This is a genomic window from Mesomycoplasma lagogenitalium (assembly GCF_029854295.1).
Classification (GTDB): domain Bacteria; phylum Bacillota_I; class Bacilli_A; order Mycoplasmatales; family Metamycoplasmataceae; genus Mesomycoplasma_A; species Mesomycoplasma_A lagogenitalium.
Genome location: NZ_CP122979.1, coordinates 582,437 through 608,204, shown reverse-complemented (window position 1 = coordinate 608,204; position 25,768 = coordinate 582,437). Strand labels below are relative to the sequence as shown.

Here is a 25,768-nt window from a genome sequence, read left to right as displayed (position 1 = left end):
AACTTAAAATGTTATATAATTAAATTATGTTTTTTTTATATGGAAATGAAGATTTTTTAATTCAACAAGAAATAAAAAGAATCGCTAAAAAATTTAGCGATTATCAAATTGTTAATGTTAACGAAAATAGTGATTTTATCTCGTTTTTAAGTAATATTGAAAATAATAATCTTTTTAGTAGTAAAGAATTAATAATTGTTAAAATTGATAATTTATTGCTAAAAGAAAAAGAGGAAAAATTAAATTTAATTATTGATTTTTTAAATAAAAATAACCATAATGATAAAAAGTTTATTTTTATAGAAAAAACAGAAGAAAATATTAATAAAAATAAAAAAAATTTACTAAGAAATTATTTATTAAAAAATGCTCAAACACAAGAATTTTTGAGCATTAAAAATAATGAAATTTACAAATACATAATGAAAATTGTCAAATCTAAAAATGGTTTTATTTCGGAAATTGATGCAATAAAACTTTCGACACTATTACCAAATGATTTATACTTTATCACTAAAGAAATTGATAAACTCATTAGTTATAATCCTACAATTAATTTGTCAACAATTGATGCATTAGTTATGAATAATTTCCAAGAAAATGATTTTGCATTTATTGATGCAATTAGCGAAATGAATTTTGAAAGAATTTTATTTTTATATAAAAAAAATGTTTCAATGGGTCAATCCATAAATGTTTTAATTTCACAAATTTTTTCATTTTTTAACGATTGCTTTATAGTTGATAGTTTATTAAAAGAAAAGAAAAACGATTTAGAAATTTCAAAAGAATATTCATTACATATTTTCAGAATTAAAAAAGCTCATATATTTATAAAAAAAGTAGGAATTAGTAGCATTAAAAAATGAATAGAAGAACTTGCGAATATCGATTATGAAATTAAAGCAGGTATACTGGATGAAAAAAATGCTTTTGAAGCGTTTTTATACAAATTTTTAAAATGGAAAGGATAATTATGAAAAAAAATGTTCGAAAAGTTTATTATGAAATTTTTCCTCGATATTTTTATGATTCTAATTCATCAGGAGTTGGTGATTATTTAGGAATTGCTGAAAAACATCTATATTTTAAAGAATTAGAAATTGATAATCTAGTTTTTCCTTCAATTTTAGAAAACTATGAGGAATTAAAGCCAAGAAGTTTTATCCAAAAACATTATGGATCAATTGACGATTTTAAAAAAATGGTTCAGCTTTTAAAAATGAAAGATATTAAAATTAATATGATTTTTGATTTTGATAAAGCAGATTCTTACTTTAAACAATTTGAAAATTTGCAAACTATTTTAAAAAATGATGTTAGCGAAAATGAATTAAAAATAAAAGATGAAACTATTCAAATGGAAAATCAAGATGTAACTAAAGTTATTGATGTTGAGTGAATGGTTCAAAGTAAAATTGAAAAATTTTTAGAAATAATTAAATTTTATAATTTTTTAAAAATTGATGGGATTATTTTTAAAAATATATACAAAGTAAATTTTCCAAAACTTTCTATTGATGAAAGTTCGCATTTAGTTATTAATAGTTTAATGGAAAAAATAAAGGAAAATATTAGTGATATTAATTTAATTGCCATTTTAGACTATAAAACTTTTTATCAACAAAATACAGAGCAACTCAATTTATTAAAGTTTGATGAATTTATCTTTGATTATTTTAGTGAATTTTGATTGAATGATCAAGACTTTAAAATTGAAATTAAAAAATACAATTGATTGAAAATGCTTAAATTTGCTCTAAAAATGCAAAATCTTTCTAAAGATTATTCAACTTTTATTTTTAACAACTGAGAATATGGAAAAATCGCTTCTAGATTATCAAAAAAACAAGGAACACTAGAGTATTTACAGAAATTTATTTTAGGATTTTTCATTTTATTTGACAGTAATTTCTATCTTGTACAAGGCGATGAAATAGGACAAGAAAATATTTTAAATTCAGATGTAAAAAATAAAAAAATTCATCCAGAAATTTCTCAAGAAAATAATAAAGTTAATTTTGCCTGAAATAGCAATAAAGCGATGGGATTAAACGAAAAAGAAATTAGTTATTATTTAACTCCTAAAAATTATTTAAAAAATAATCTTTTAGAAAATTATAAAAATAAAAATTCAGTTTGATGATGAGTTAAAAATTTATTATATTTTAAAAAAATGTATTTTACTAATTATTCTATTTCTAAAAAAATTATTTTTTCAATGTACTTTTATCCTGATGTATTTAAAATTAAGTTAAATAATTTTGAATCTCATATGATTTATTTAAACTTTTCTAATAAAAATAAAAAATTTTTACATAATATAGTCGGTAAAAATTTTGTTGTGAAATATGATAGTTATAATTCAGAAAACATTAATAATACTAAAATAAAAGAACTAAAACCCTTTCAAATTATCATTTTAGAAAAAAATGAGAAAAAACTTTAATAATTTTTAAAATGTTATATAATTTAAAAGTTACCTAATGTAACCATTCCAAAAAGGCTTACAAGCAGAAATGCGCCTTAAGGATGAGCCACTATAAGGAGGACGTAATGTTTGCAGTAATTAAAACAGGTGGAAAACAACTTATTGTTAAGCAAGGAGATACAATTTTTATTGAAAAAATTGATGCAAAAGAAGGTGAAAAAGTTTCATTTTCCGAAGTTCTTGTAGTTGATAAAAAAGTTGGAACACCATTTGTTAAAGGTGCTGTAGTTGAAGGTATTGTAGAAAAACAAGGAAAAGCAAAGAAAATCGTTGTTTATCGTCACAATGCAAAATCTACACATAAAAGAAAATTGGGTCATCGTCAACCATATACTCGTGTAAAAATAACAGAATTGAAAGGATAATTTAAAATGGCAAAAACCAAAGCAGCTGGATCAACCAGAAACGGTAGAGATTCTATAGGTAGACGTCTAGGAGTTAAATTAAGTGATGGTCAATTAGCGAGTGCAGGAGCGATTATTGTTAGACAAAGAGGAACAAAGATTTTCCCAGGAAACAATGTTGGTCGTGGTAACGATGATACACTTTATTCACTCATTGATGGATATGTAAAATTCGAAACAAGAAGAAATAGAAAATTTGCTTCTGTTTACGAAACAAAAAATTAATTTTTAAAAAAACAAAATGCTAGATTATTTAAATCTAGTTTGTTTTTTTATTTTTATTTAATAAAAATTTGGTATAATTCATATCATTTACGAAAGAAAAAGGAGAAAAATGTCATATAAAATAAGAAAATTCGGTCATTCTTCGGAAAGAAGAGATTATTCAAAAACTAAAGTAACATTAGAGACACCAGATTTTTTAGAACCACAGAGAGAATCTTTTGAATGATTTTTAAAAGAGGGAATTGAAGAATCGTTAAATAAAATTTATCCAATAATTTCAACAAATGGAAAAATTGAAATTCAATATGTTCCAGGCACAGTGAGAGTTGATGTTCCTGAAAATGAATTTAATGCAATAAAAGAAGCAAAGCAAAAAGGGACATCATATGTTGGAAAAATTTATGCCCTTTTAAGAAAACATACAGTAGAAACTGGGGAATTAGACGATAAAGAAGTTTTATATGGTGAAGTTCCTTTAATGACAAGTGGTGGAACATTTATTATAAATGGTTCAGAAAAAGTTATTGTAGCTCAATTAATCAGATCAGCAGGAGCTTATTTTGGTAAAAATGTGCGTAACAAACAAGCAGATGATTTATTTAACAAAGTTGAAATTTTACCACAATTAGGTTCATGAATTGAAATTTTTCATAGAGTTACTGGTAATTCAACAGATACAGTAAAAATAAGAATTGATAAACATAAAAACATTCCATTAGTAACATTTTTAAATGGTCTAGGTTTGAAAAAAGAAACTTTTACCACTTTATTTGGTAATTCTGAAGTTTTACAAGAATCGCTTAAAAAGGAAAAAGTTGATTCAAGTAAAGAAAATCTTGAAACCATTTATCGTATCATTAGAAAAGGAGATAGAATCACCGATGATGCCGTTGCTAATTTAATTCCTCTAACTTTATTTAACGATCGTAGATATAATCTTTCAAAAACTGGTAGATATATGCTAAATAGAAAGTTAAATTTAGTAGAAAGAATTTTAGAAACTTATCTAGCACAAGATTTAGTTTCTGTTAACGGAGAAGTATTATTTAAAAAAGGTACTTTTATTACTCCAAAAATTGCTTTAAAAATTCAAAGACAATTTGATAATGAAATTTTACCAACAACAGAAATTCCGGATATAACACCGGAAGTTTATGGAAAACAACTTGAAGCTCATAAAAATTTAATTAATAGAAATAAAGTTGTAATGGTAAAAGTGTGACCAAATAAAAAATCACTAGAATTAAACAAAGAACCAATTTTAGTTATTGCAAATGATCCAACATCAACTGAAATGCATTTATTAATTTCCGATTTAATCGCAACAGTTTCATACTATTTTAATTTAATAGATAATTTAGGAAAAGAAGATGATCCAGATTCACTTGTAAATAAAAGGGTTGTTGGAGTTGGTGAATTATTACAAAATCAATTTTTAATTGGATTAACCAAATTAGAAAAACACGCTAAAGAAAAACTTTCTTCAAAAGAATTGGAAAAAATTAATCCTAAAACAATCACTAATAACAAACCGATTTATAATCAATTTAAATCATTTTTTAACACTTCAAAATTATCGCAATTCATGGATCAAATTAATCCGCTTGCAGAAATAGCAAATAAAAGAAGAGTTACATCATTAGGACCTGGAGGTCTTAATAGAGATACAGCCCAATTCGAAGTTCGGGATGTTCATGCAACTCACTATGGAAGAATTTGTCCAATTGAAACACCCGAGGGACAAAACATCGGACTTATTTTAAATTTAGCATCTTATTCAAAGGTTGATAAACACGGATTTATTCAAGCACCATATTATCCTGTAGAAGATGGAATTATTAATTATGATAAAGTTGAATGATTAACCGCTGTACAAGAATATGGTTTTACTTTTGCTCAATCTTCGATTGAAGTTGATGAAAATAATAAAATAATCGGTGATTTAATTACAGTTAGAAAAGATCATCAATATTTAATGGTTAAACCAACAGAAGTTGATTATATTGATGTTGCTTCAAAACAAATGACATCAATCGCTTCAAGTGCAATTCCATTTTTAGAAAATGACGATGCTAATCGGGCATTAATGGGTGCTAATATGCAAAGACAAGCAGTTCCATTAATCGATTCAGAAGCGCCACTAGTTGGAACCGGGGTGGAATATGATGTTGCAAAATATGCGGCAACAAATTTAAGAGCAAAAAAAGCTGGTAAAGTAATTTTTGTCGATTCACAACAAATTAAAATTCAAGAACAAGAAAAAGGCGAAATTACTAATTATAATTTAAGAATTTTTGAAAGATCTAATCAAGGAACAGTTATTACTCAAAAACCAATTGTTAAAGTTGGAGATGTTGTTGAAGCTGGCGATTTAATTTGTGATGGTCCATCAACAAAAGACGGGGAACTAGCATTAGGAAAAAACGTTTTAGTAGCATTTACTACTTGAAATGGATTTAATTACGAAGATGCAATTATTATTAGTGAAAAACTAGTAAAAGATGATGTTTATACATCTATTCATATAGAAGAACAAACAATTCAATTTAGAGCTTCTAAAGCAGGAGATGATATTTTAACTTACGATATACCCAATGCATCTACTCGTTCAAAAAGACATTTAGATGAAAACGGTATTGTTCGTATCGGTTCAGAAGTAAGTACTGGAGATATTTTAGTAGGTAGAACAAGTCCTAAAGGGGAAGATAATCCTACACCAGAGGAAAAATTGATGAATGCTATTTTCGGAAATAAAGCATCTAATCAAAAAGATACATCATTAAAAGTTAAAAATGGTGATTCAGGAACTGTTATTGATGTTCAAATCTTATCAAGAGCTCAAGGTGATGTTTTAGAAGATGGTATTGATAAAATTATTAAAGTATTTATAGCTCAAAAAAGAAAAATTAAAGTCGGAGATAAAATGGCAGGTCGCCACGGAAACAAAGGTGTTATTTCCTTAGTTTTACCAGTAGAAGATATGCCTTATCTAGAAGATGGAACACCGGTAGATATTTTATTAAATCCACAAGGGGTTCCTTCAAGGATGAATATTGGTCAAGTGCTAGAACTTCATTTAGGAATGGCTGCTAAAAAATTAAATGTTAAATTCGTTTCTCCAGTATTTGATGGAGTGAAAAATAATAACATAACAAGCGTTTTAAAAGAAGCTAATTTACCAACTTCTGGTAAATTTAAATTATATGATGGAATGACAGGAATTCCTTTTGATAATGAAGTTTCAGTCGGTGTTATGTATATGCTTAAACTTCAACATATGGTTGATGATAAAATGAACGCTCGTAGTGTTGGTCCTTATTCTTTAATTACTCAACAACCTCTTGGTGGTAAATCACAAAATGGTGGACAAAGATTCGGAGAAATGGAAACATGAGCGCTAGAGGCGTTTGGTGCTACTACTGTTTTACAAGAAATTTTAACTTATAAATCAGATAATATTCAAGGAAGAAATATTCTCTATAATGTTTTAGCAACGGGAGGAAGAATTCCAAAACCAGGAATGCCTGAATCATTTAATGTTTTAGCATATGAATTAAGAGGTTTAGGAATTAAATTAGAAGTTCATAAAAAAGAAAATTATCAAGAAGCAGATTTTTCTGAGGTTGAAAGAGAAATTCAATATGATTCAAATGAAATCAGTCTTGAAGATGAATATTCTCCAGATATTATTAAAGAATATTTATCAAAAAATAATGATTATGATGATTATAATGATGAGGATGGTGAATATTAATGAACAAAAACAAAAATAATAAAATTACAAGAAAATATGCGACAATTGATGAAAATTCAATTGATAAAATTTCACTTTCACTCGCAACTTCTGAAGATGTTTTAGAATGATCAAATGGTGAAGTTACAAAAGCTGAAACCATCAATTATAAAACTTTTAAACCTGAAAGAGAAGGATTGTTTGATGAATTAATTTTCGGACCAGTTATCGATTATAAATGTTCTATTTGTGGTAGAAAATATAAAAAATCTAATGAAGGAACAAACTGTTCAGCAACTGAATTATGTAAAAGTTCTAAATCTGAAATTTTACCTAAAATTTCTCGTAGATCAAGAATGGGACATATTGCATTAAATTCACCAGTTGTACACTTTTGATTTTTCAGAATCGACCATTCTATTATTTCTAAGTTATTAGGAATAAAAACTGAAGATAGTAATAAAGCTGTTTCAAAATCATCTTTAGAATCGTTAATTTACTACAAAGCCCACATTATTTTAGAATCTGGAGGGATTAAAGCTCTTCCTAAAAATCAAATTATCGAATTAAATGAAGCTGGTGTTATTTATAAAGATGCTCTATTAGAAATAAGGGAAAAGTATGAACCAGATACCGAAGAATATGAAGAGTTATCCGAAGCACTAAAAGATTTAAGTGAAAGAGCGACTTCGAAATTAGGAAAAGAATATGGAATTGATTTTTATGAATTAAACGAAATTATTGAAGAATATTCTGATGCTAAAATTTCAACAGGAGCTGAAGCGATTAAATATCTTTTATCTAATATTAATTTAGAAGAGGAAAGAGATAAAATCAAGACATTAGTTGATGAAATTCAAAATTTAAGTCCTGAGAAAAAAACATCTACCAAAATCCAAGAAAGAGATAAACTATACAAAAGATTACAAGTTATTAATTCTTTTATTAATTCAGGGCAAGATCCTCTTTCAATGTTGATAACTAATTTACCAGTTATTCCCGCTGATTTAAGACCATTAATTCAATTGGATGGAGGAAGACATTCAACAAGCGATATAAACGAATTATATAGAAGAATCATCATTAGAAATAATCGTTTGAAAAAATGATATGAAAATGATGCCCCTATTTTAATTATTCAAAACGAATTAAGAATGATTCAAGAAGCTGTTGATGCATTAATCGATAATCAAAGAAGAAGTCCAGCGCCAATTTCTGCAAAAGATGGAAGACCATTAAAATCGATTTCAGATGCTTTAACAGGTAAAAAAGGGCGTTTTAGACAAAATTTACTTGGAAAAAGAGTCGATTATTCAGGTAGAAGTGTTATCGTTGTTGGTCCTAATTTAAAAATGCATCAAGTAGGAATACCTCGGGAAATGGCGGCTAAATTATTTGAACCATGAATTATTAGAAGATTAATTGAACAAGAATTATCATCATCGATAAAAAGTGCAAGAAAAATGATTGAAGAATTAAATCCAATTATTTGACCACATGTTGCAAAAGTAATTGAAGGAAAATTGGTTTTATTAAACCGTGCTCCTTCATTGCACCGTCTATCCATTAGAGCTTTTGAACCGGTTTTAGTTAGAGGTCGTGCAATTAAATTACACCCACTTGTAACAGCTGGATTTAATGCCGATTTTGATGGTGATCAAATGGCTGTTCACGTGCCAATTTCTCCAGAGGCAATTAGGGAAACAAGAGAACTAATGTTTGCTAATAAAAACATTTTAGGTCCAAAAGATGGAGAACCAATTGTTAACCCATCGCAAGATATGATTCTTGGGTTATATTATTTAACTAAAGAAGATAAAAGCGAAAAAGGAAGAAAAGGTGAAGGAAGATTTTTTGGAACTTATAATGAAATGCTTCGTGCACACGAAGTTGGCGCGGTTTCACTACATGCAAGAGTTGCTCTTCCTTTTTCAGAAGTAAAAAAATCAATTGAAATTTCTTCCAATGGTTATATCATTTCAACAGTTGGTAAATTCATTTTTAATAATGCATTTCCAGAAAATTTCCCATTTGTTTTTGATACTGATGTTGATAATTTATATTTAAATCAAGAAAATCAAATTGCTAAATATGTGGCTCCTAAAGGAACGAATTTAGCAGAATTTATTAAGCAACTTCCATTTAATGAACCTTTAAATAAAAAACATATTGCTAAAATTATTAGACAAACTTATGATAATTTTGACATTGTTGTTTCAATGGAAGATGTTGCTTCAGTGGTAAAAGAATTAAATTTTGATAATTATAAAAATTCATTAGAACTATATTCGAAATTAATTGATTATAAAAATGAAAAAATTTCTGCAAAACATGCAACTAATTTAGCTAAATTTACTGTTGAAGAATTTGAAAATATTTATAAAAAAATTAAAATTAGCAATCACAATATTGATCGTGAATTAGAAAAAGAAGAAAAAGTAACATTATTAGAAAAAATTTGATTTAAATACACAAATTTAGTTGCTGAAATTCTAGATGAAATTAAAGATTTAGGTTTTAAATATTCAATGTTATCTGGAACATCAATTTCTATTGGTGATATTAAATTAGCACCTAAAAAGGATGAATTTATTTTAGAAGGAGAAAAATATACCGCTGAATTAAATGATTTCTTTAAAATGGGAATGTTAACTGATGATGAAAGATATATTTTAACAATTGATAAATGAACTAAAATTAAAGATGAAATTCAAAAAGATTTAAACAATGTTACAAATAATGAACCAGATAATCCAATTTTTATGATGATGAAATCTGGAGCAAGGGGAAATATTTCCAACTTCGTTCAATTAGCAGGAATGCGGGGATTAATGGCGAATAACGTTAAAACCTTAAAAGCCGATGCTGAAAACGAAAGAGTTGTGCGTTCAACTGTTGAAGTTCCTGTTAAAAGTTCCTTTTTAGAAGGATTAACTTCTTATGAATTTTATTCTTCAACTCACGGTGCTAGAAAAGGGGGAACTGATACAGCACTTAATACTGCTAAATCGGGTTATTTAACTCGCCGTTTAGTTGATGTTGCTCAAAATATCGTTGTAACACAAAGCGATTGTGGTTCAGATTTTGGTTTTGTTGTTAAAGAAATTATTGATACTAAAACTAACTCTTCAATTGTTTCACTCTTTGAAAGAATTGAAGGAAGATATACTAACTCACCAATTTATCATCCTGAATCTGGAGAATTAATTGTAAATTCAAACAAATTTATTACTCCAGAAATAGCAAAAGAAATCGTTGATGCGGGAATTAAAGAGGTTGAAATTCGTTCTATTTTAAGTTGTCATACTAGAAATGGTGTATGTAAAAAATGTTATGGAAAAGATTTGGCAACCAATAGAATTGTTGCCATTGGAGAAGCTGTTGGTATTATAGCTGCTCAATCAATCGGTGAACCGGGAACTCAATTAACAATGCGTACATTCCATACAGGAGGAGTTGCCGGAGTTGAAGATATTACTGGTGGATTTACTAGATTAATTGAATTGATTGATGCCTATGATCGTCCATGAGGAAAACCAGCACAAATTTCACCAGTAAAAGGTTATGTTTCTGCAATTGAAGAATTAAAAGATAAAGCAGGTAATATAACAGGTGCAATTTTAGTTAGAGTTAAATATAAAGATAATGAAGACAATGAACTAGAAAAAGTATTCCATGTGCAACCTAACCGTAAATTAAGAGTTAAATTGCATGATAATATTATTCCAGGACAGAAAATAACTGAAGGTCCAATTATTTTAAAAGAGTTATTAAATTTCACTGATGCTCGTAGAGTGCAAAATTATTTACTAAAAGAAGTTCAAAGATTATATAGAATGCAAGGAATTTCAATTAGTGATAAATACATTGAAATTATTATTCGTCAAATGCTTTCTAAAATTTTAATTACTGATGCAGGTGATTCTAATTTATTTGTTGGATCATTAGTGGATGTGTTTGAATATCAAGAAGTTAATGGACAATTATTAACAGAAGGTAAAAAACCGGCATTTGGTCAAATCGTTATTAAAGGAGCTAAACAAACTCCGTTATTATCAGATTCATTTTTAGCCGCTGCTTCATATCAAGAAACTTCCAAAATTTTAGTTCACGCTTCCATTTCTTCACAAGTTGATAAATTAGAAGGACTAAAAGAAAATATTATTGTTGGACACAGAATTCCAGCTGGAACAAATTCAAAATATGAACCTAAATCCAAATACGATATTCAAGATCCAATCAATTATTTTAAAGATTAATTAATTTAAATATAAAATCAGACTGTATTAAAACCAGTCTGATTTTTTTAAAAAATATATACTTTTTCATAACCGCCATTATTAAATTTTCTTTTTAAAATCGATTATCATCAAATAAAAGCAATTTATTACAATAATATTCATACTGCTTTTCTCTCAATTTAATTTCTTGTGGTAATAACCCCTTTGAATGTTCAATTGCCTTTTGAAATTTATCTAAAATATTAACAATTTTATTTTGAATTTCTAGAGGTATAATTGGAATTAATAAGTTTTCTAGTTGAACTTTTCTAATACCCTTTAAGGTACTACCTTTTAAATCTTTAAAAATTTGATTTTGAACTATTGAAGATCTTAAATAATGCATCAAAAACTTTGGTATTATATTATTTTGATTTATTTTAATTGCATAAGTAGATTCGCTAATATCAAAATTATAAGGTTCAAAATCAACAAGTGCAACTTTTCCTACTGTTCCTATACCAGAAAATAGAATATCATTTTTCTCTAATTTACTTCTTTTATTAATTAATTTTCTAGCAGCTTCTGTTATTTTAGCAGTTTTATTAATATCAAATATTATTTCTTGGTTTTCCGAATAATCTTTTGTTGTTATGTATCAAGCTACTAATTTTTCATTTGATTCATCATTTAAATTAAAATTATTTCTTGGATTTAAACCGGTATTAATGGAATTGGTGATTGTTTTATCACATAGTTTTAAATAAATAATTTTTTTATAAATTTTATTTTTTATATATTCAATTGCCTGTTCAAGCAAAATTCAATAGGAATTAGGTATTTCTATTGAATTTTGCTCTCTCTCTCTCTCTCTCTCTCTGAAGTTATGTCAATATTAAATGAAAGTAGTTTATCACGATAATATTCATACTGCATTTTTCTTAGCTCGATTTCTTGTGGTAATAATCCCTTTGAATTTTCAATTGCATCTTGAAATTTATCTAAAATAGCAACAATTTTATTTTGTAATTCTAGTGGCGGCAATCAAATTTCCATATCTAAAATTTTACTCATATCTGGATGCTTAATTCCCGAACCCCTGTAAAATTCTTTTACTTTTTCAATATTATTTTCAAAATAATAATACAAAAATTTATTGCTTAATATATTTTTATCTATTGATGTTGCAATTCGATTATCGCTTGTAATAAACTTGCCATTATAATATTGAACAATGGGATTTCCGCCTCCGGGGATGTAAACAATTTCTCTATCAACAATAAAGTTTTTTACTTTATTTTCATTTGCAAAAATGTTGCTTTTATTAGTTGTTAAAATTTTTATTTTGCCATCTTCATCTTTTAATTTATTAATTTCATTAGCTAAAAAGTATTTATATTTATAAACATTTTTTTGTTTATATGATTTAACTCCAGAAAATTTTTTATCTCAAATTGTTAGTTCTCAAATAAATTTTTTATTAATAGAATTAGAATATTGGTCTAATGAAATTTCTGCTTTTTCAGGCAAAATCTTATTTGAATTTATACTAAATTCATTATGATTTTGCGTGTGTGTGTGTGTGTGTGTGTCGAGGACTAAATTATATGTAATTTTGTTTAAATACTCTTCACTCAATAATTTATCACGATAATATTCATATTGTTTAATTCTAGAATTAAGTTCATTATTTAATTCGTTTTTTAAATTAGAAAGATTATCAAGAATTTGCACTATTTTTTCCTGAGTTTTTAAAGAAGGTATTGGAATTTTTATTTTTTTTAATTCCGAAGTATTTAATGCGGGTATAGCATTAAATGTACATATTTTGCGGATAACACCCTGATAATTTAAAAGTAAATGATATAAAAATCGTGTATTAAGATATTTTTGGTTATTAATTGACACCGAATAATTTAAATTACCTCTAAAATATCTACCCGTTTGATAAGTAATGCTTCCAACTCCAGAACCTCTAGATGTAATGCCGATAGGATCGTTTTCTACATTTCAAAAACTAATATATCCCAGCGGTGCCATTCCGCTGTTAATTACTGGATATATACCGGGATTTTTTAAAATTACTTGTTTACTTATTGTTTCTCCAGATTTTATTTCACAAACTTCGCCTAATGTTTTTCACTCTATTTTTTCATTTTTTAACAACTGCATAAACTTTTTCATTATTTAATTTTAACCTAATTTAACCTATTTAAAAAATAAATTAAAAATTTATTGTTAATTTTTAACTTAATTAAATTTATCAATAATAAAGTAAATAAAAAACACCTTTATAAAAAGGCGATTTCATTTATATGCAAAAATTATTTTTTAAAATTAAGTAATTTATCTCGATAATATTCATACTGCTGTTCTCTTAATTTAATTTCTTGCGGTAATAATCCCTTTGAATTTTCAATTGCATCTTGAAATTTATCTAAAATAGCAACAATTTTATTTTGTAATTCTAGTGGTGGCAATCAAATTTCCATATCTAAAATTTTACTCATATTCGGCGATTTAACTGTTGAACCTGTGTAAAATTCTTTTATTTTTTCAATATTATTTTGAAAATAATAATACAAAAATTTATTACTTAATATATTTTTATCTATTGATGTTGCAATTCTATTATCATTTGTAATAAACTTGCCATTATAATATTGAACAATGGGATGATCACTTGCTCAAGGTATGCAAACAACTTCCCTGTTAACAACAAAACTTTTTACATCATTTTCATTTACAAAAACGTTGCTTTTATTAGTTGTTAAAAATTTTATTTTTCCATTTTCGTCTTTTAATTTATTAATTTCCCTAACGGTAAAGTATTTATATCTATAAACATTTTTTTGTTTATATGATTTAACTCCAGAAAATTTTATATTTCAAATTGTTAGTTCTCAAATAAATTTTTTATTAATAGAATTAGAATATTGATCTAATGAAATTTCTGCTTTTTCAGGCAAAATCTTATTTGAATTTATACTAAATTCATTATGATTTTGCTGTGTGTGTGTGTGTGTGTGTGTCGTGAGTTAAATTATATGTAATTTTGTTTAAATACTCTTCACTCAATAATTTATCACGATAATATTCATATTGTTTAATTCTAGAATTGAGTTCAATTTTCAATTTTTGATTTAATTCATTTTTTAAATTAGAAAGTTTATCAAGAATTTGCACTATTTTTTCTTGAGTTTTTAAAGAAGGTATTGGAATTTTAATTTTTTTAACTATTCCCGTTGTTAAAGATTCTCTAGTAGCTTCTTTCTTAACATATTTTTTTCCAAAATTTTGTAAATACAATCCAATAAATTCAGTTAACACAAAATTATTTTTAGAATATAATAATCCACAATTATCTGTTATTGAAAACTTACCATTTCTTAGAAAAAATACACCAGCATCGCCCACTATTGTAAATGTTATATATCTTCCATCAAAATCATATTCATCAATTCTTCCAAATTCTCCATTATTTTTAACTTTGCCAGAGTATAGTGGAAATTTTCCATTTTCTTTTATATTAAAATATTTTGCACCTTTTTTCCCGCTTAAAACTTCACTAATTTCACCTATTGTTTTTCACTCTACTTTTTCATTTTTTAACAATTGCATAAACTTATTCATTATTTAATTTTAACATATTTAAAAAAAACAAAAATAAATACTTAAAATTAATAACTAATGTTAATTTCATTTATTAAAAATAAAAAAGGCAGTTTTATGCCTTAATTTTATTTTAATTTTTTAAAAACTTAATTTTTAAAGATTGATTATTAACAATATTGTTTTCGCTATAATTTGGAAATTTTGTGGAATTAACGTTAATTTTAATAATAAATTCAATATTTAAAAAGTTATTTAATCCTATTTGCTCTTTTTCGACATTGATAATTTCTATTTTAAAATTAGAGGTTCTAATAGTCGGATCATAACTATTTTTAACAATATCATCAATTGAATTAAAAAGATTTTTAATTTTTGAAATTGAAGTTAAATATTGTCATTTTTCATTATTATTAGTAATTTGATTAATGTTGTAAATTATTTGATCTAGTGATAAATCGGTGTTTAATCCAAAAAAAGTATTAAAATTTTTTCATTGTTCTTTTGAATAATTAACAATTAAATTTTGATAAACTTTAAATAAATCTTTTGAATTAGAATCATTATAATCATTAAATCCACCTAAAAATATCGGAGTTGAAAAATTTTTATATTTTGCTTCTGTTTTAGAATTATTTAAATTATCAAATCAATAATTAATTCGATAATTCATAAATCCTAACATTACATTAGAAGTAGTTTGGTGTGGTTCATATAAATTTCTAACATCTCTATATTTAACAAAATAAATTTTTAATTGACTTTCATCATAATTTCTAAATGCAGGGTCAATATCTAGAAATTCATTTAACCTTTCGTCTTTTAGATTTATTCAAGTTGTTGGTGTTCCAAATGAATAAGTTAAATCATTTTTATCAATTTCAGTAAAGATTTTATCAAAATCTAATGTCGATTTAGTATGCCCGGCTTTGGAAATTTTAATTAAATCAGCATAAAAACTAGGATCTTCACTTAAATTTCTTAAATAATTTACATTATATAAATTGCTAAAATTTAAAACTCTTGTCTTACTTTGATTACCATTAGAAATTAATTTTAATTCAAAAGAAAGAATTCCATCTCTTTCGCTATTATTATTATTATTTAAATAAGAGATATTTAAATCAATTGAATCATCAATATTAATTAAAGAACTTAAATTGGTATAATTCATTAAATTTGATTTATCAACTAAAGTTTTTTTCGCTTGTGAAGCTCAAAATCTTTTTGTTAAATTAATATTTTGATTAATTGAATCAATTAATTGATTTAATTGATCCACAGTTTTTGTTCCATTATTATTTGTGTTTCTTGAAAAAGTTCGATCATAATTAAATTGTTCATTATTAAGAGCGAAATAGTTAATTAAATAATTACTATTTGGTTCTAAATAAATTTTAAATTTATAAATTTTATCTCTTTTTTCAATAAATGCTGGTTTAATAATTGAATCATCATTTTCTTTTTTAATTTCTAAAACAGGATCACTTAATTTATAATTTTCTAATTGATTATTTTCATCGTTAAATTCAACATTAATAATACTATAATTATTATTGTTGCTATCAATTTCTAAGCTAACATTATTAATAGTTGGTTTTTTAATAATTTGCTTATAATTTATTTCTGTCGTTCCTTTATTTATTTTATCCAATTTAATTATTTGATCATCACCAGTTACCTTTTCAATATAAATTTTGCCGTCTAATTTTAAATTATTAATTTGTGCTACTCATTGGTCATTAATTTTATTAGCAGCTAAAATTCATTGTCCGCCAAAATTAGACGAAAGATAAAATTTTACTTGATTAAATTCACTTGAAGATTCACTTTTTGAAATAACAGTTTTGACTGTTAGTGTTTTTAAATTATTATCATATTCAATTACATTATTTTTGTAAAGATCGGAATTTAAATTAGTATTAAAAGTTTTATTAACATTATCTTTTGGAGTAACTAAAACTCTTGGAACATCAACATTGGATTTACCTTCTTTATCAATTCTAAATTCTAAAATTTCAAAATTAGCATTTGCTGGCAATTCATAAAGAGTATAATTAGGATCATCAGGATCTAAATTATTATTATAAAATTCTTCTGGAGCACTTGAATCATTGATATTTAATTCTATATTTTTAAGTCCATCATTTTCTTTTTTGATAAATGGTTGATAATAAAATTCTTTATTGTTAGATAAATCTTTTAATTTAATAAAACTAAAATATTGGTTTTCGCTCATTTTAAATAAACCTTGAACATTTTCAAGACTTAATGAAAGAACGTTTCCATTATTATCAATTTCGGTAAAAATAGAATCATAAGTAATTTTATTTTGATAAACTTTTGTCGTAAATTCTAAACTATTGTCATTTGTATTTATTCAATTATTACCTTGTTTTACTACATTTTCAAGGCTTATTTTTTTATTATTTAAAAATAATTCCTGAATTTTATAATTTTCACTAAAATCAAGATTTTCGATATTGAATATTACATAATTATCATTTATATTATAAGGTAAAGATTCGCTAAACATCTTTTTAGTTAAATTGTGAGTGTAAGATAGCTGAAAATCTTTAATATTATTATTTGCCAATTGATATTGTGAAAAAGCGATTTTAATTGTTGCCATTTCGTCAGTTAATTTAATAATTTCAACACTTTGAGCAACAAAATTATCACTTAAATTAGCATTAGAACTGTTTTCTTGACTTTCATCAGAACTATTTATATTTTCGGTATCATTTTGTGAGTTGCTATTATCATTTAAATTATTTGAATTATCACCTTGATTTAAAGAATTTTCTTGATTTAAATTATTTAAATTATCTGTTTCTTCATTTGAATTATTATCATAATTTTCATCAGATCCCTGATGATTATTTATATTTTCTTGACCGCTTTGAAGATCGTTATTAGCATTTAAATTATTTAAATTATCTTTATTTGGATTATCAGATGAAATTTTTGGTTGATTAATTTCTGGTGAATTATCAGTTTCTTTCTTTTCATCCTCTTTTAATTTATCACTTGGATTTTCTAATTTTGGAAAATTGTCACCCTTTTCTAGCTGATCATTTTGATTTGAAGAATTAAAACTAGGATCTGTTTTTTTATTTACTTCTCCCTTGTTAATATTATTTTTATTCTCATCATTATTTAATCCACTTTCATCGTCTGACTTACCGGTTTCATTTTTCGGGGCTACTAATTGGTTATTATGTTTTTTATTAGTTAGTAATAAACCAGTAGTTATTCCCCCGCCAATTAATAGAATAGCTAATAAACTAGATATCAAAAAAATTTTTTTATTTTGCTTTTTCATAATCAAAAATTATATTTATTTTTAAAAAATTAAAATTAAAAATAGAAATATATTATTTTTTCTAAAAAAAATCGCTCATAAATCACTTTTTTTATTTTTTTAATTTATTTAGTAAATGGTAAAAAGTTTTAATCACTTTAAAGTTTATAAATAAATTTTGATATTTTAAAAATAATATAGATATGATTATTAGTAATTTTTTATATAATTTAAATATTAAAATTAAGGAGAAAATATGGATTTTAATAAAATTAAAACTTTTGAAGATTATAAAATTGCTAAAAATAAATTTTTTGGACCCGAAGGAGAAATATTTAGTTTAACTAAAGATTTGAAAACCGCTTCAGCAGATAAAAAAGCGGAAATAGGTAAAAAAATTAAATCTTTAAAAGAAAAAGCTGAAATTGAATTTGAAAAGGTTTTAAAAAGAATCGAATTACAAAAAGTCAAAGATAAAATTGAAAACGAGTGAATTGATATAAACCAACCAGTAGAAAATAATAGTTCATTACATCCTATTACACTTGTTGCAAATCGAATTAGAGAATGATTTTTAGAAAATGGTTATTTTGAATATTTTGATTCCGAAATTGTAAGTGATGAATATAATTTTGAAAGATTAAATATTGAAAAAGACCATCCTGCAAGAGAAATGCAAGATTCTTTATATATTAATGAAAATTTACTTTTAAGAACTCATAATACAGGAATTAGCGCAAAAATGCTGGAAAAATATAAAAATCAAGCATTTAGTCAATTTGCTATCGGAAAAGTTTATCGAAATGATGAAGATGATCAAACTCATTCACATCAATTTACACAGGTGGATTTTGTTAGTGTTGGATATGTAAATTTTCCTAATTTAATTTGAACATTAAAATCATTTTTATCATATGTTTTAGAAACTGAGGTTGAAATAAGATTAAGACCATCATATTTTCCATTTACTGAACCTTCAGCCGAAGTTGATGTTTTATATAAAGGTAAGTGAATCGAAATTTTAGGATCTGGAATGTTGCATAAAAAAGTATTAAAAAAAGCTGGTTATACAAATGATATGAACGGTTTTGCTGCTGGAATTGGGTTGGAAAGAATAGCGATGATTAAATATCAAATTAATGACATAAGAGAATTATATAAAAATGATTTAAGATTTTTAAATCAATTTAGAAAGGATAAATAATGCTTTTTTCATTTAATAAATTAAAAGAAATTGCTAATTTAGATATAAATATTTCAATTTTAGATGTAGTAAATGCAATTAATTCAATCGGTTTTGAAGTTGAAGAATATAAAAAGTTAAATGAAATTAAGGGAATAAAATTTGGACATATATTAAATATTTATAAAAATCCCAATACTAATAAATTAAATGTTTGTGAAATTGAATTTAATGACAAAATAAGAATTATTCAAACAAATGCCGACAATGTTAAAAAAGGCGATTATTTAATGGCTTTTGTTCCTGGATCTAGCAGTAAAAATATTATTTTTGATAAAAAAAACCTACAAGGAATTGAATCGGAGGGAATGTTAGTTTCATTAAACGAATTAGGTTTTGATAGTGATTTAGTTTGAAGCGAATATAAAGACGGAATTTTTACTTTTAATAAAGTAGATTTAAATTTAGATCCTATTGAATATTTTTCACTTAATGACTATATAATTGATATTAAAGTTTTATCTAATCGTTCTGATGCTAATTCTTATTACATTATGGCTAGAGAATTAGCCGCTTATTTTAATAGCGACTTTTCTGAAATAAAAGAAAAAAAACATACATTTGTAAGCGATTTTAAAATTAATGATTTTAAAAATAATAAACTTTCTGGTCTAGAAGTTAATTTAGATTCAAATTTTTCACTTTCTATTCAAGATTCGCTACTAATTGTTAAATCTGGTATCAAGTTAATTTCTCCAATTGTTGATTTAACAAATTTAAATTTATTATTTTCAGGAATGCCTTGTCATGCTTATGATAAAGATAAAATAGTTTCTCCGATAAGTCCAACAATTTTTAGCGGTGAATTTGAAATATTAGGTGCCAAAATTGTTAATTTTCAAAATGCACTAGGAATTAAAGATAAAAATGATTCTATAATTTCTTTAGCAGGAATTATGGGAGGGGAAAAAACTTCTGTTACAAAGGACACAAAAAAAGTTATTTTGGAAATAGGTAACTTTTCGATCAAGGATATTCGAAATAGTGCAAAACAACTTAAAATCGAATCCAATTCCTTTAAACAATCTTCTAAAAAAATTTCAAACGGAACTATGGAAATTGCTTTTAAATTTTTTTCTAATTATTTAAAAGATTTTTCTGCTCCTATTAATTTTTATAAAACAAAAGAAAAAGAAATTGATTTTGATATAGAATATATAAATAGAATATCTGGTTCAAAAATTTCTGAAACTGAAAAATTTCAAAAAGTAATTAATTCATTAAAAATTTTAGGATTTAAATTTCATTGTAAAAAAATTATTGTTCCAAATTATCGTCATGACATTGAGGATATTGATGATATTTTAGAAGAAATTTTAAGATTTTATGGATATGATAATTTAAAATTAGAAAGACCATTTACTAATTCATTTATAGTTAATGAAATTAGTTCTCTAAAAAATGAAATTGCAGCAAATGGTTTTCAGGAAGTTTGAAGTTATTCATTGATTTCAAAACACAAAAACATTTTAAATCCATTTAACTTTGATAATTCAATTTCTCTAGAAACTTTCGTTTCAAAAGAACGAGAAGAAATTAGAAATTCCTTAGCCATTTCACTTGCTGAAATTATTGAGTACAATCAAAAAAGAAAGATTGAAAATATTTCTATCTTTGAAATAGGAATGGTTAATGAATTGAAAAATGTTCTTTGTTTAGCTACTACTAGCAAAAGTTTTACTAATTTAAAAACTATTTTAGTAAATTTGTTTGGAAATAATTTTAAATTTCAACGAACAACAAACGAACAAATGTATCATTCAGGTGTTAGCGCTCATATTTTTTATGAAAATGAACTAATTGGTTGAATAGGGAAAATTTCTCCATATTTAAGTATTAGCGATGCATTGTTTTTAGAAATTAATTTAGATAAACTTTCAAAAAAGGAAATCAATTATCAAATTTATAATAGCGAACCGCTAAAAACACGTGATATTACTTTTGCAATTGAATTAAAAGAAAGTATTAACGACAAAATTGATGATTTAAAATCATTATACAAAAATATTTTTTCAATTTCCATTAAAGATGTTTTCATTAAAGAGAACGAAAAAAGAGTTACAATAAACGTTGTTTGTGATGAACAAGGAATGAAATTAATTGATGATAAATATAATAAATAATTAATAACTTTCAAAATATTAGATAATAAAGCATTTTTTATAAAAAATAGATAATCTTTATTAATTAAAGTTCTATAATTTTAAAAATCAAAGGAGAAAAATGTCATTCGAAAAAGAACTTGAAACTAGAATTGCATCTATGAATGCAAATAATACAAAAAAAACTATTTTATTAATCGATGGAGAAGATAAAAGAGCAATTGCAGCAAGTAAATTAATTGCTCAAACAGAATTAGTAAATGTTATTTTATTAGTGGAAAATAATTTAAAAGATTTACCTTCATATGTTAAACAAGAAATTGTTTCAAAGGAAAAACAAGAAGCGTATGCAAAAATGTTTTTTGAATTAAGAAATGGAAAAGAAACAATGGAAAATGCTCAAAAGGCATTGACGACTTTACCATTTTATGCAATGATGATGCTTAAAAACAAAGAAGTTGATGGAGTTGTTGGAGGATTGAATTTTACAACTGCCGATATTTTAAGAGCAGCATTTAAAGTAATTGGACCTAAAAAAGGAATTAAAACAATTTCTTCTGCAATGATTATGCACAAAGAAGATCAAAAATACATTTTTTCAGACATATCTGTAAATATTAAACCTTCTTCAGAACAACTGGCTGAAATAGGAATTAATGCAAATGATTTTGCTAAAAGTTTAGGCTTTGATCCAAAAGTTGCATTTTTATCTTTTTCAACAGACGGATCAGCAGTTAGTGAAGAATCGGCTTTAGTAGCTAATGCAACACATTTATATAACGAAAAAAATGTTGAAAAAAATGCAATAGGAGAGATTCAATTTGATGCAGCATTTGATAAAGAAGTTAGAAAAAGCAAATACAAAAAAGATTCATATTCAGAGGATACCAATGTTTTTGTCTTCCCAGATTTAAATGCTGGAAATATTGGTTATAAAATTGCTCAAAGATTAGGAAATTTTGGTGCAATTGGACCAGTAATTACAGGAATTGCAGCACCTGTTAATGATTTATCTAGAGGTTCAACAACTCAAGATGTTTATAATACAATTTTAATAACTGCACTACAAAGTGTGAAAGGAAATGAATAAAATGAATAAAAAAATATTAGTAGTTAATGCTGGTTCTTCTTCAATGAAATGATCGTTATTTAATAAAAAAGATTTTTCAGTAATTGCTAATGGAATTTCTGAAAGAATCGGAATTAATGATTCTTTTTTAAAAATGTCGTTTAACGATCAAGAAGTAAAAGAAACTGTAGATTTAAAAAATCATAAAGATGCAGCAGATGCAACTATTAAAATGTGAACAGATAATCAAGTGATTTCTTCTTTAGAGGAAATTGAACTAGTTGGTTTTAGAGTAGTTCATGGCGGAACATATTTCAATGATTCGACAAAATTAGATGAAAAAGCTATTAATTTAATTGATGAATGCTCTAAATTTGCTCCATTGCATAATCCTGGAGCTATTCAGGCGATTAAAGCTTTTAAAGAAGTTTTACCAAAAGCAAAATTAAGCGCTAGTTTTGACACTGCTTTTCATAGTAGTCTTCCAAAAATTAATTATCAGTATCCAATGAACAAAGAATTTGCTGATAAATATGGAATTAGAAAATATGGAATGCACGGAATTAGCCATAAATTCATTACTTTAAAACTTCAGGAAATATTAAAAAAAGAATCTGTAAATTTTGTTAATTTACATATCGGTAACGGAGCTTCATTATGTGCTGTAAAAGATTCAAAATCTTATGACACTTCAATGGGATTCACTCCTCTTGCGGGAGTAATGATGGGAACAAGAAGTGGGGATATTGATCCGGCAATTCATGAATATGCAACAGAAGCTGCAAATATTTCTTTAAAAGAATTTACTAATATTTTAAATAAAAAATCTGGATTATTAGGAGTTTCCGGATATTCATCTGATATGAGAGATTTAGCAAATAAATATCAAGAAAAAGATGAAAATGCAATTTTTACACTAGAATTATATTCCCAAAAAATTGTTGATTATTTAGTAAATTATATTAATAAAGTTGGAAAAAATATTGATGCTCTAGTGTTTACAGCCGGAGTTGGAGAAAATTCTAGTTTAATGAGAGAACTAGTTATAAATAAACTACAATTACCAGCTTTAAATATTGAATTAGATAAAGAAAAAAATTGAACAAGTCCAAAAAACATTAAAGAATATTTATTGATTTCATCTAAAAATTCTTTAATTCCAGTTTATGTAATAAGAACAAACGAAGAATTATTAATTGCTCAAGATGCATTAAAATTAAATTCTTAATATTTTAATAATTAATTTATGTGAAAATTTATAGTTTCAAGTTCCGGTAAAAGTAATTGATTGAATCATAATGAAATAGAAATTTGTTTCATTGGAAGATCGAATGTTGGTAAATCTTCATTAATTAATGCTTTAGCAAATCAAAAAATCGCCAAAACTTCTAACACTCCAGGAAGAACCCAGTTAATTAATTTTTTTAAAAATAGTAATAATAAAATAATTGTCGATCTTCCGGGTTATGGTTATGCTAAAATGTCGAAAACTAATGCTCAAAAAATGTTTGATATGATTGAACAATATTTTACTGAAAGAGAAAATTTAAAATATGTGTTTTTACTTTTTGATTCTAGATTAGGATTATTAGAAAATGATTTACAAATGATCGAATTTTTACAATCATTAAATCATAATGTTATATTAGTAGGAACCAAAGCAGATAAATTAAATCAAGCTCAAATGCATAAAATTAAAAAGCAACTAGAAAAATTTAATAATTTACAATTTAGTTACTTTGTATCAAGTTTGAAAAATAAAAATATTAATTTATTAAATCAGCAAATTGACAAAATATTTTCCGATAATGAAAATAAAATATAAATACAAATTATAAATAATTAATTTTAAATTATTAGCTAAAAGTTATATAATTTAATTGTTATTTATAATTTTTTTATTATAAAGAACCAAAAAAATATTTTAAAGTAAGGAAAATAATGAAAAGAAAATTTGGAAGAATTTTTATGATTGTTACTGATTCATTGGGAATTGGTGATGATGGAAGACAAGCAGAATTTGGCGATCAAGGTGCCGATACATTATTCCATGTTAGCGAAAGCGGACTTTTAGAAATTCCTACATGAAAAAAATTAGGAATTGGTGAAGTTACTAAAGTTCATAATTACAATAAAAAAAATAAAGATCATTTAGCATACATGGGAAGAATTATTGAAAAATCGAATGCTAAAGATACATTAGCAGGACATTGAGAAATGATGGGAATTGAAACCAAAATCCCAAATCCTCAATTTGTAGAAAATGGTTTTCCTGCAGAATTAATAGAAAAATTGGAAAAAGCATTTGATGGTAGAAAAATTATCGGAAATCGTGAAGCTAGTGGAACAGTAATATTAGCAGAATTAGGAGATCAAGAAATTAAAAATGGTGATGTAATTGTTTATACTTCTCCAGATTCTACTTTACAAATTTGCGGACATGAACAACATATGGGACTTGAAAATCTTTATAGATATTCAAAAGCTGCTAGAGAAATTTGTTCTTCAAGACCCGAGTGAAATGTAGCAAGAATTATTGCTAGACCATATGTTGGTGAAAATGGTAAATTTACAAGAACATTTAATCGTCATGACTATGCAAATAAACCTCCTAAAGCAACAATTTTAAATCAATTACAAGCAAAAGGTGTAAAAACAATTGGTGTTGGAAAAATTAACGACATTTTTGTAGGTCAAGGAATTGATCAAGTTTATCCACCTGCTAGTGATAATGAAAATATGGATGTAGCTATCGAACTAGCATCAAAAAATAGTACAAACGAATTTATTTTTGTTAATTTAGTAGAATTCGATTCTCATTATGGACATAGAAGAAATCTTGAAGGATATGCAAATAATTTAAATTCCTTTGATATTAAATTAACTAAATTAATTAATGCTTTAAAAGAAGATGATTTATTAATTATGACATCCGATCATGGAAATGATCCTTCATTCCCTGGAAGCCACCACACTAGAGAAGCGTTGCCTTTAACAGTATTTTCAAAATCATTTACTGGTAAAAATAAAAATCTTGGTGTTTTAAACGGTTTAGGAACAACCGGAAATATTGTTGCTAGAAACTTTGATTTAGAATTAATTGATACTGGTGATGATATTTTTGATAAGTTAATATAGTTTTTTAATTAATAATTTTTAATAATTAAATAGAAAATGAAGTAATTTTGTTTTCTATTTTTTATTTTTTAGTTTAATTCAAATTAAAAAAACATAAAAATACAAAAAATATATTTTGTTTTTAAAAAAAATTTATTAAAATATTAGAGTAATTATTTTTAATATCGCAAAATAAAACATTAAAAATTAAAATAAATTTTGTTATTTCATTTTCTGTGGTATAATAA

General features: G+C 25.1%; 17 protein-coding genes. 12 read left to right on the top strand and 5 right to left on the bottom strand.

The genetic code is table 4. From position 1 onward, the window contains the following. The first annotated feature begins 26 nt into the window (after positions 1 to 26). The 6 genes from holA (at position 27) to QEG99_RS02415 (ending at position 11,112) form a co-directional block, all read left to right on the top strand. Entirely contained in the window at positions 27 to 974 is a 948-nt protein-coding gene (holA, locus tag QEG99_RS02440; RefSeq protein WP_280101615.1) for a DNA polymerase III subunit delta, read from the top strand. 2 nt (positions 975 to 976) lie between these two features. Continuing rightward, positions 977 to 2,449, top strand: coding sequence for an alpha-amylase family glycosyl hydrolase (locus QEG99_RS02435; protein WP_280101614.1), 1,473 nt, complete (start codon positions 977 to 979; stop codon positions 2,447 to 2,449). 107 nt (positions 2,450 to 2,556) lie between these two features. Next, entirely contained in the window at positions 2,557 to 2,856 is a 300-nt protein-coding gene (gene rplU / locus QEG99_RS02430; RefSeq protein ID WP_280101613.1) for a 50S ribosomal protein L21, read from the top strand. Between the two features lie 6 nt (positions 2,857 to 2,862). Next, positions 2,863 to 3,120 (top strand): 50S ribosomal protein L27, encoded by a 258-nt coding sequence (rpmA, locus tag QEG99_RS02425; RefSeq protein WP_280101612.1) that lies wholly within the window; start codon positions 2,863 to 2,865, stop codon positions 3,118 to 3,120. Between the two features lie 109 nt (positions 3,121 to 3,229). Continuing rightward, positions 3,230 to 6,874, top strand: coding sequence for a DNA-directed RNA polymerase subunit beta (gene rpoB / locus QEG99_RS02420; RefSeq protein ID WP_280101611.1), 3,645 nt, complete (start codon positions 3,230 to 3,232; stop codon positions 6,872 to 6,874). Continuing rightward, positions 6,874 to 11,112, top strand: a complete 4,239-nt coding sequence (locus tag QEG99_RS02415) for a DNA-directed RNA polymerase subunit beta' (RefSeq protein WP_280101610.1) — start codon at positions 6,874 to 6,876, stop codon at positions 11,110 to 11,112. Before rpoB ends, QEG99_RS02415 begins: the two co-directional genes overlap by 1 nt. 94 nt (positions 11,113 to 11,206) lie before the next feature. On the opposite strand, the gene QEG99_RS02410 is transcribed toward QEG99_RS02415, so the two are convergent. The 5 genes from QEG99_RS02410 to QEG99_RS02390 all read right to left on the bottom strand — a co-directional run bounded on the left by QEG99_RS02410 (position 11,207) and on the right by QEG99_RS02390 (position 18,010). Then, positions 11,207 to 11,893, bottom strand: coding sequence for a restriction endonuclease subunit S (locus QEG99_RS02410; RefSeq protein ID WP_280101609.1), 687 nt, complete (start codon positions 11,891 to 11,893; stop codon positions 11,207 to 11,209). 23 nt (positions 11,894 to 11,916) lie between these two features. After that, positions 11,917 to 13,257, bottom strand: coding sequence for a restriction endonuclease subunit S (locus tag QEG99_RS02405; RefSeq protein ID WP_280101608.1), 1,341 nt, complete (start codon positions 13,255 to 13,257; stop codon positions 11,917 to 11,919). Positions 13,258 to 13,397: 140 nt separating this feature from the next. Continuing rightward, a complete protein-coding gene (locus QEG99_RS02400) occupies positions 13,398 to 14,042 on the bottom strand; it encodes a restriction endonuclease subunit S (protein ID WP_280101607.1) in 645 nt (214 codons plus the stop codon). Between the two features lie 28 nt (positions 14,043 to 14,070). Continuing rightward, the gene (locus QEG99_RS02395) at positions 14,071 to 14,706 is read right to left on the bottom strand and encodes a restriction endonuclease subunit S (protein WP_280101606.1); all 636 of its coding nucleotides are present in this window, start codon (positions 14,704 to 14,706) and stop codon (positions 14,071 to 14,073) included. Positions 14,707 to 14,818: 112 nt separating this feature from the next. Further along, positions 14,819 to 18,010, bottom strand: coding sequence for a hypothetical protein (locus tag QEG99_RS02390; RefSeq protein ID WP_280101605.1), 3,192 nt, complete (start codon positions 18,008 to 18,010; stop codon positions 14,819 to 14,821). Positions 18,011 to 18,245: 235 nt separating this feature from the next. Between QEG99_RS02390 and pheS the strand changes: the two genes are divergently transcribed. From pheS to QEG99_RS02360, 6 genes are all read left to right on the top strand, one after another. Continuing rightward, positions 18,246 to 19,193, top strand: coding sequence for a phenylalanine--tRNA ligase subunit alpha (gene pheS, locus QEG99_RS02385; RefSeq protein WP_280101604.1), 948 nt, complete (start codon positions 18,246 to 18,248; stop codon positions 19,191 to 19,193). Then, positions 19,193 to 21,355, top strand: a complete 2,163-nt coding sequence (locus QEG99_RS02380; RefSeq protein WP_280101603.1) for a phenylalanine--tRNA ligase subunit beta — start codon at positions 19,193 to 19,195, stop codon at positions 21,353 to 21,355. The genes pheS and QEG99_RS02380 overlap by 1 nt, the downstream gene beginning before the upstream one ends. Before the next feature lie 100 nt (positions 21,356 to 21,455). After that, a complete protein-coding gene (locus QEG99_RS02375) occupies positions 21,456 to 22,424 on the top strand; it encodes a phosphate acetyltransferase (RefSeq protein WP_280101602.1) in 969 nt (322 codons plus the stop codon). A 1-nt stretch (position 22,425) separates the two neighbouring features. Then, entirely contained in the window at positions 22,426 to 23,631 is a 1,206-nt protein-coding gene (locus QEG99_RS02370; protein WP_280101601.1) for an acetate/propionate family kinase, read from the top strand. An 18-nt stretch (positions 23,632 to 23,649) separates the two neighbouring features. Next, positions 23,650 to 24,228: a ribosome biogenesis GTP-binding protein YihA/YsxC gene (gene yihA, locus QEG99_RS02365; RefSeq protein ID WP_280101600.1), complete on the top strand. Its 579-nt coding sequence runs from the start codon at positions 23,650 to 23,652 to the stop codon at positions 24,226 to 24,228. A 116-nt stretch (positions 24,229 to 24,344) separates the two neighbouring features. Continuing rightward, complete coding sequence (locus tag QEG99_RS02360) at positions 24,345 to 25,541, top strand: phosphopentomutase (RefSeq protein WP_280101599.1); 1,197 nt, start codon at positions 24,345 to 24,347, stop codon at positions 25,539 to 25,541. Positions 25,542 to 25,768: the final 227 nt, after the last annotated feature.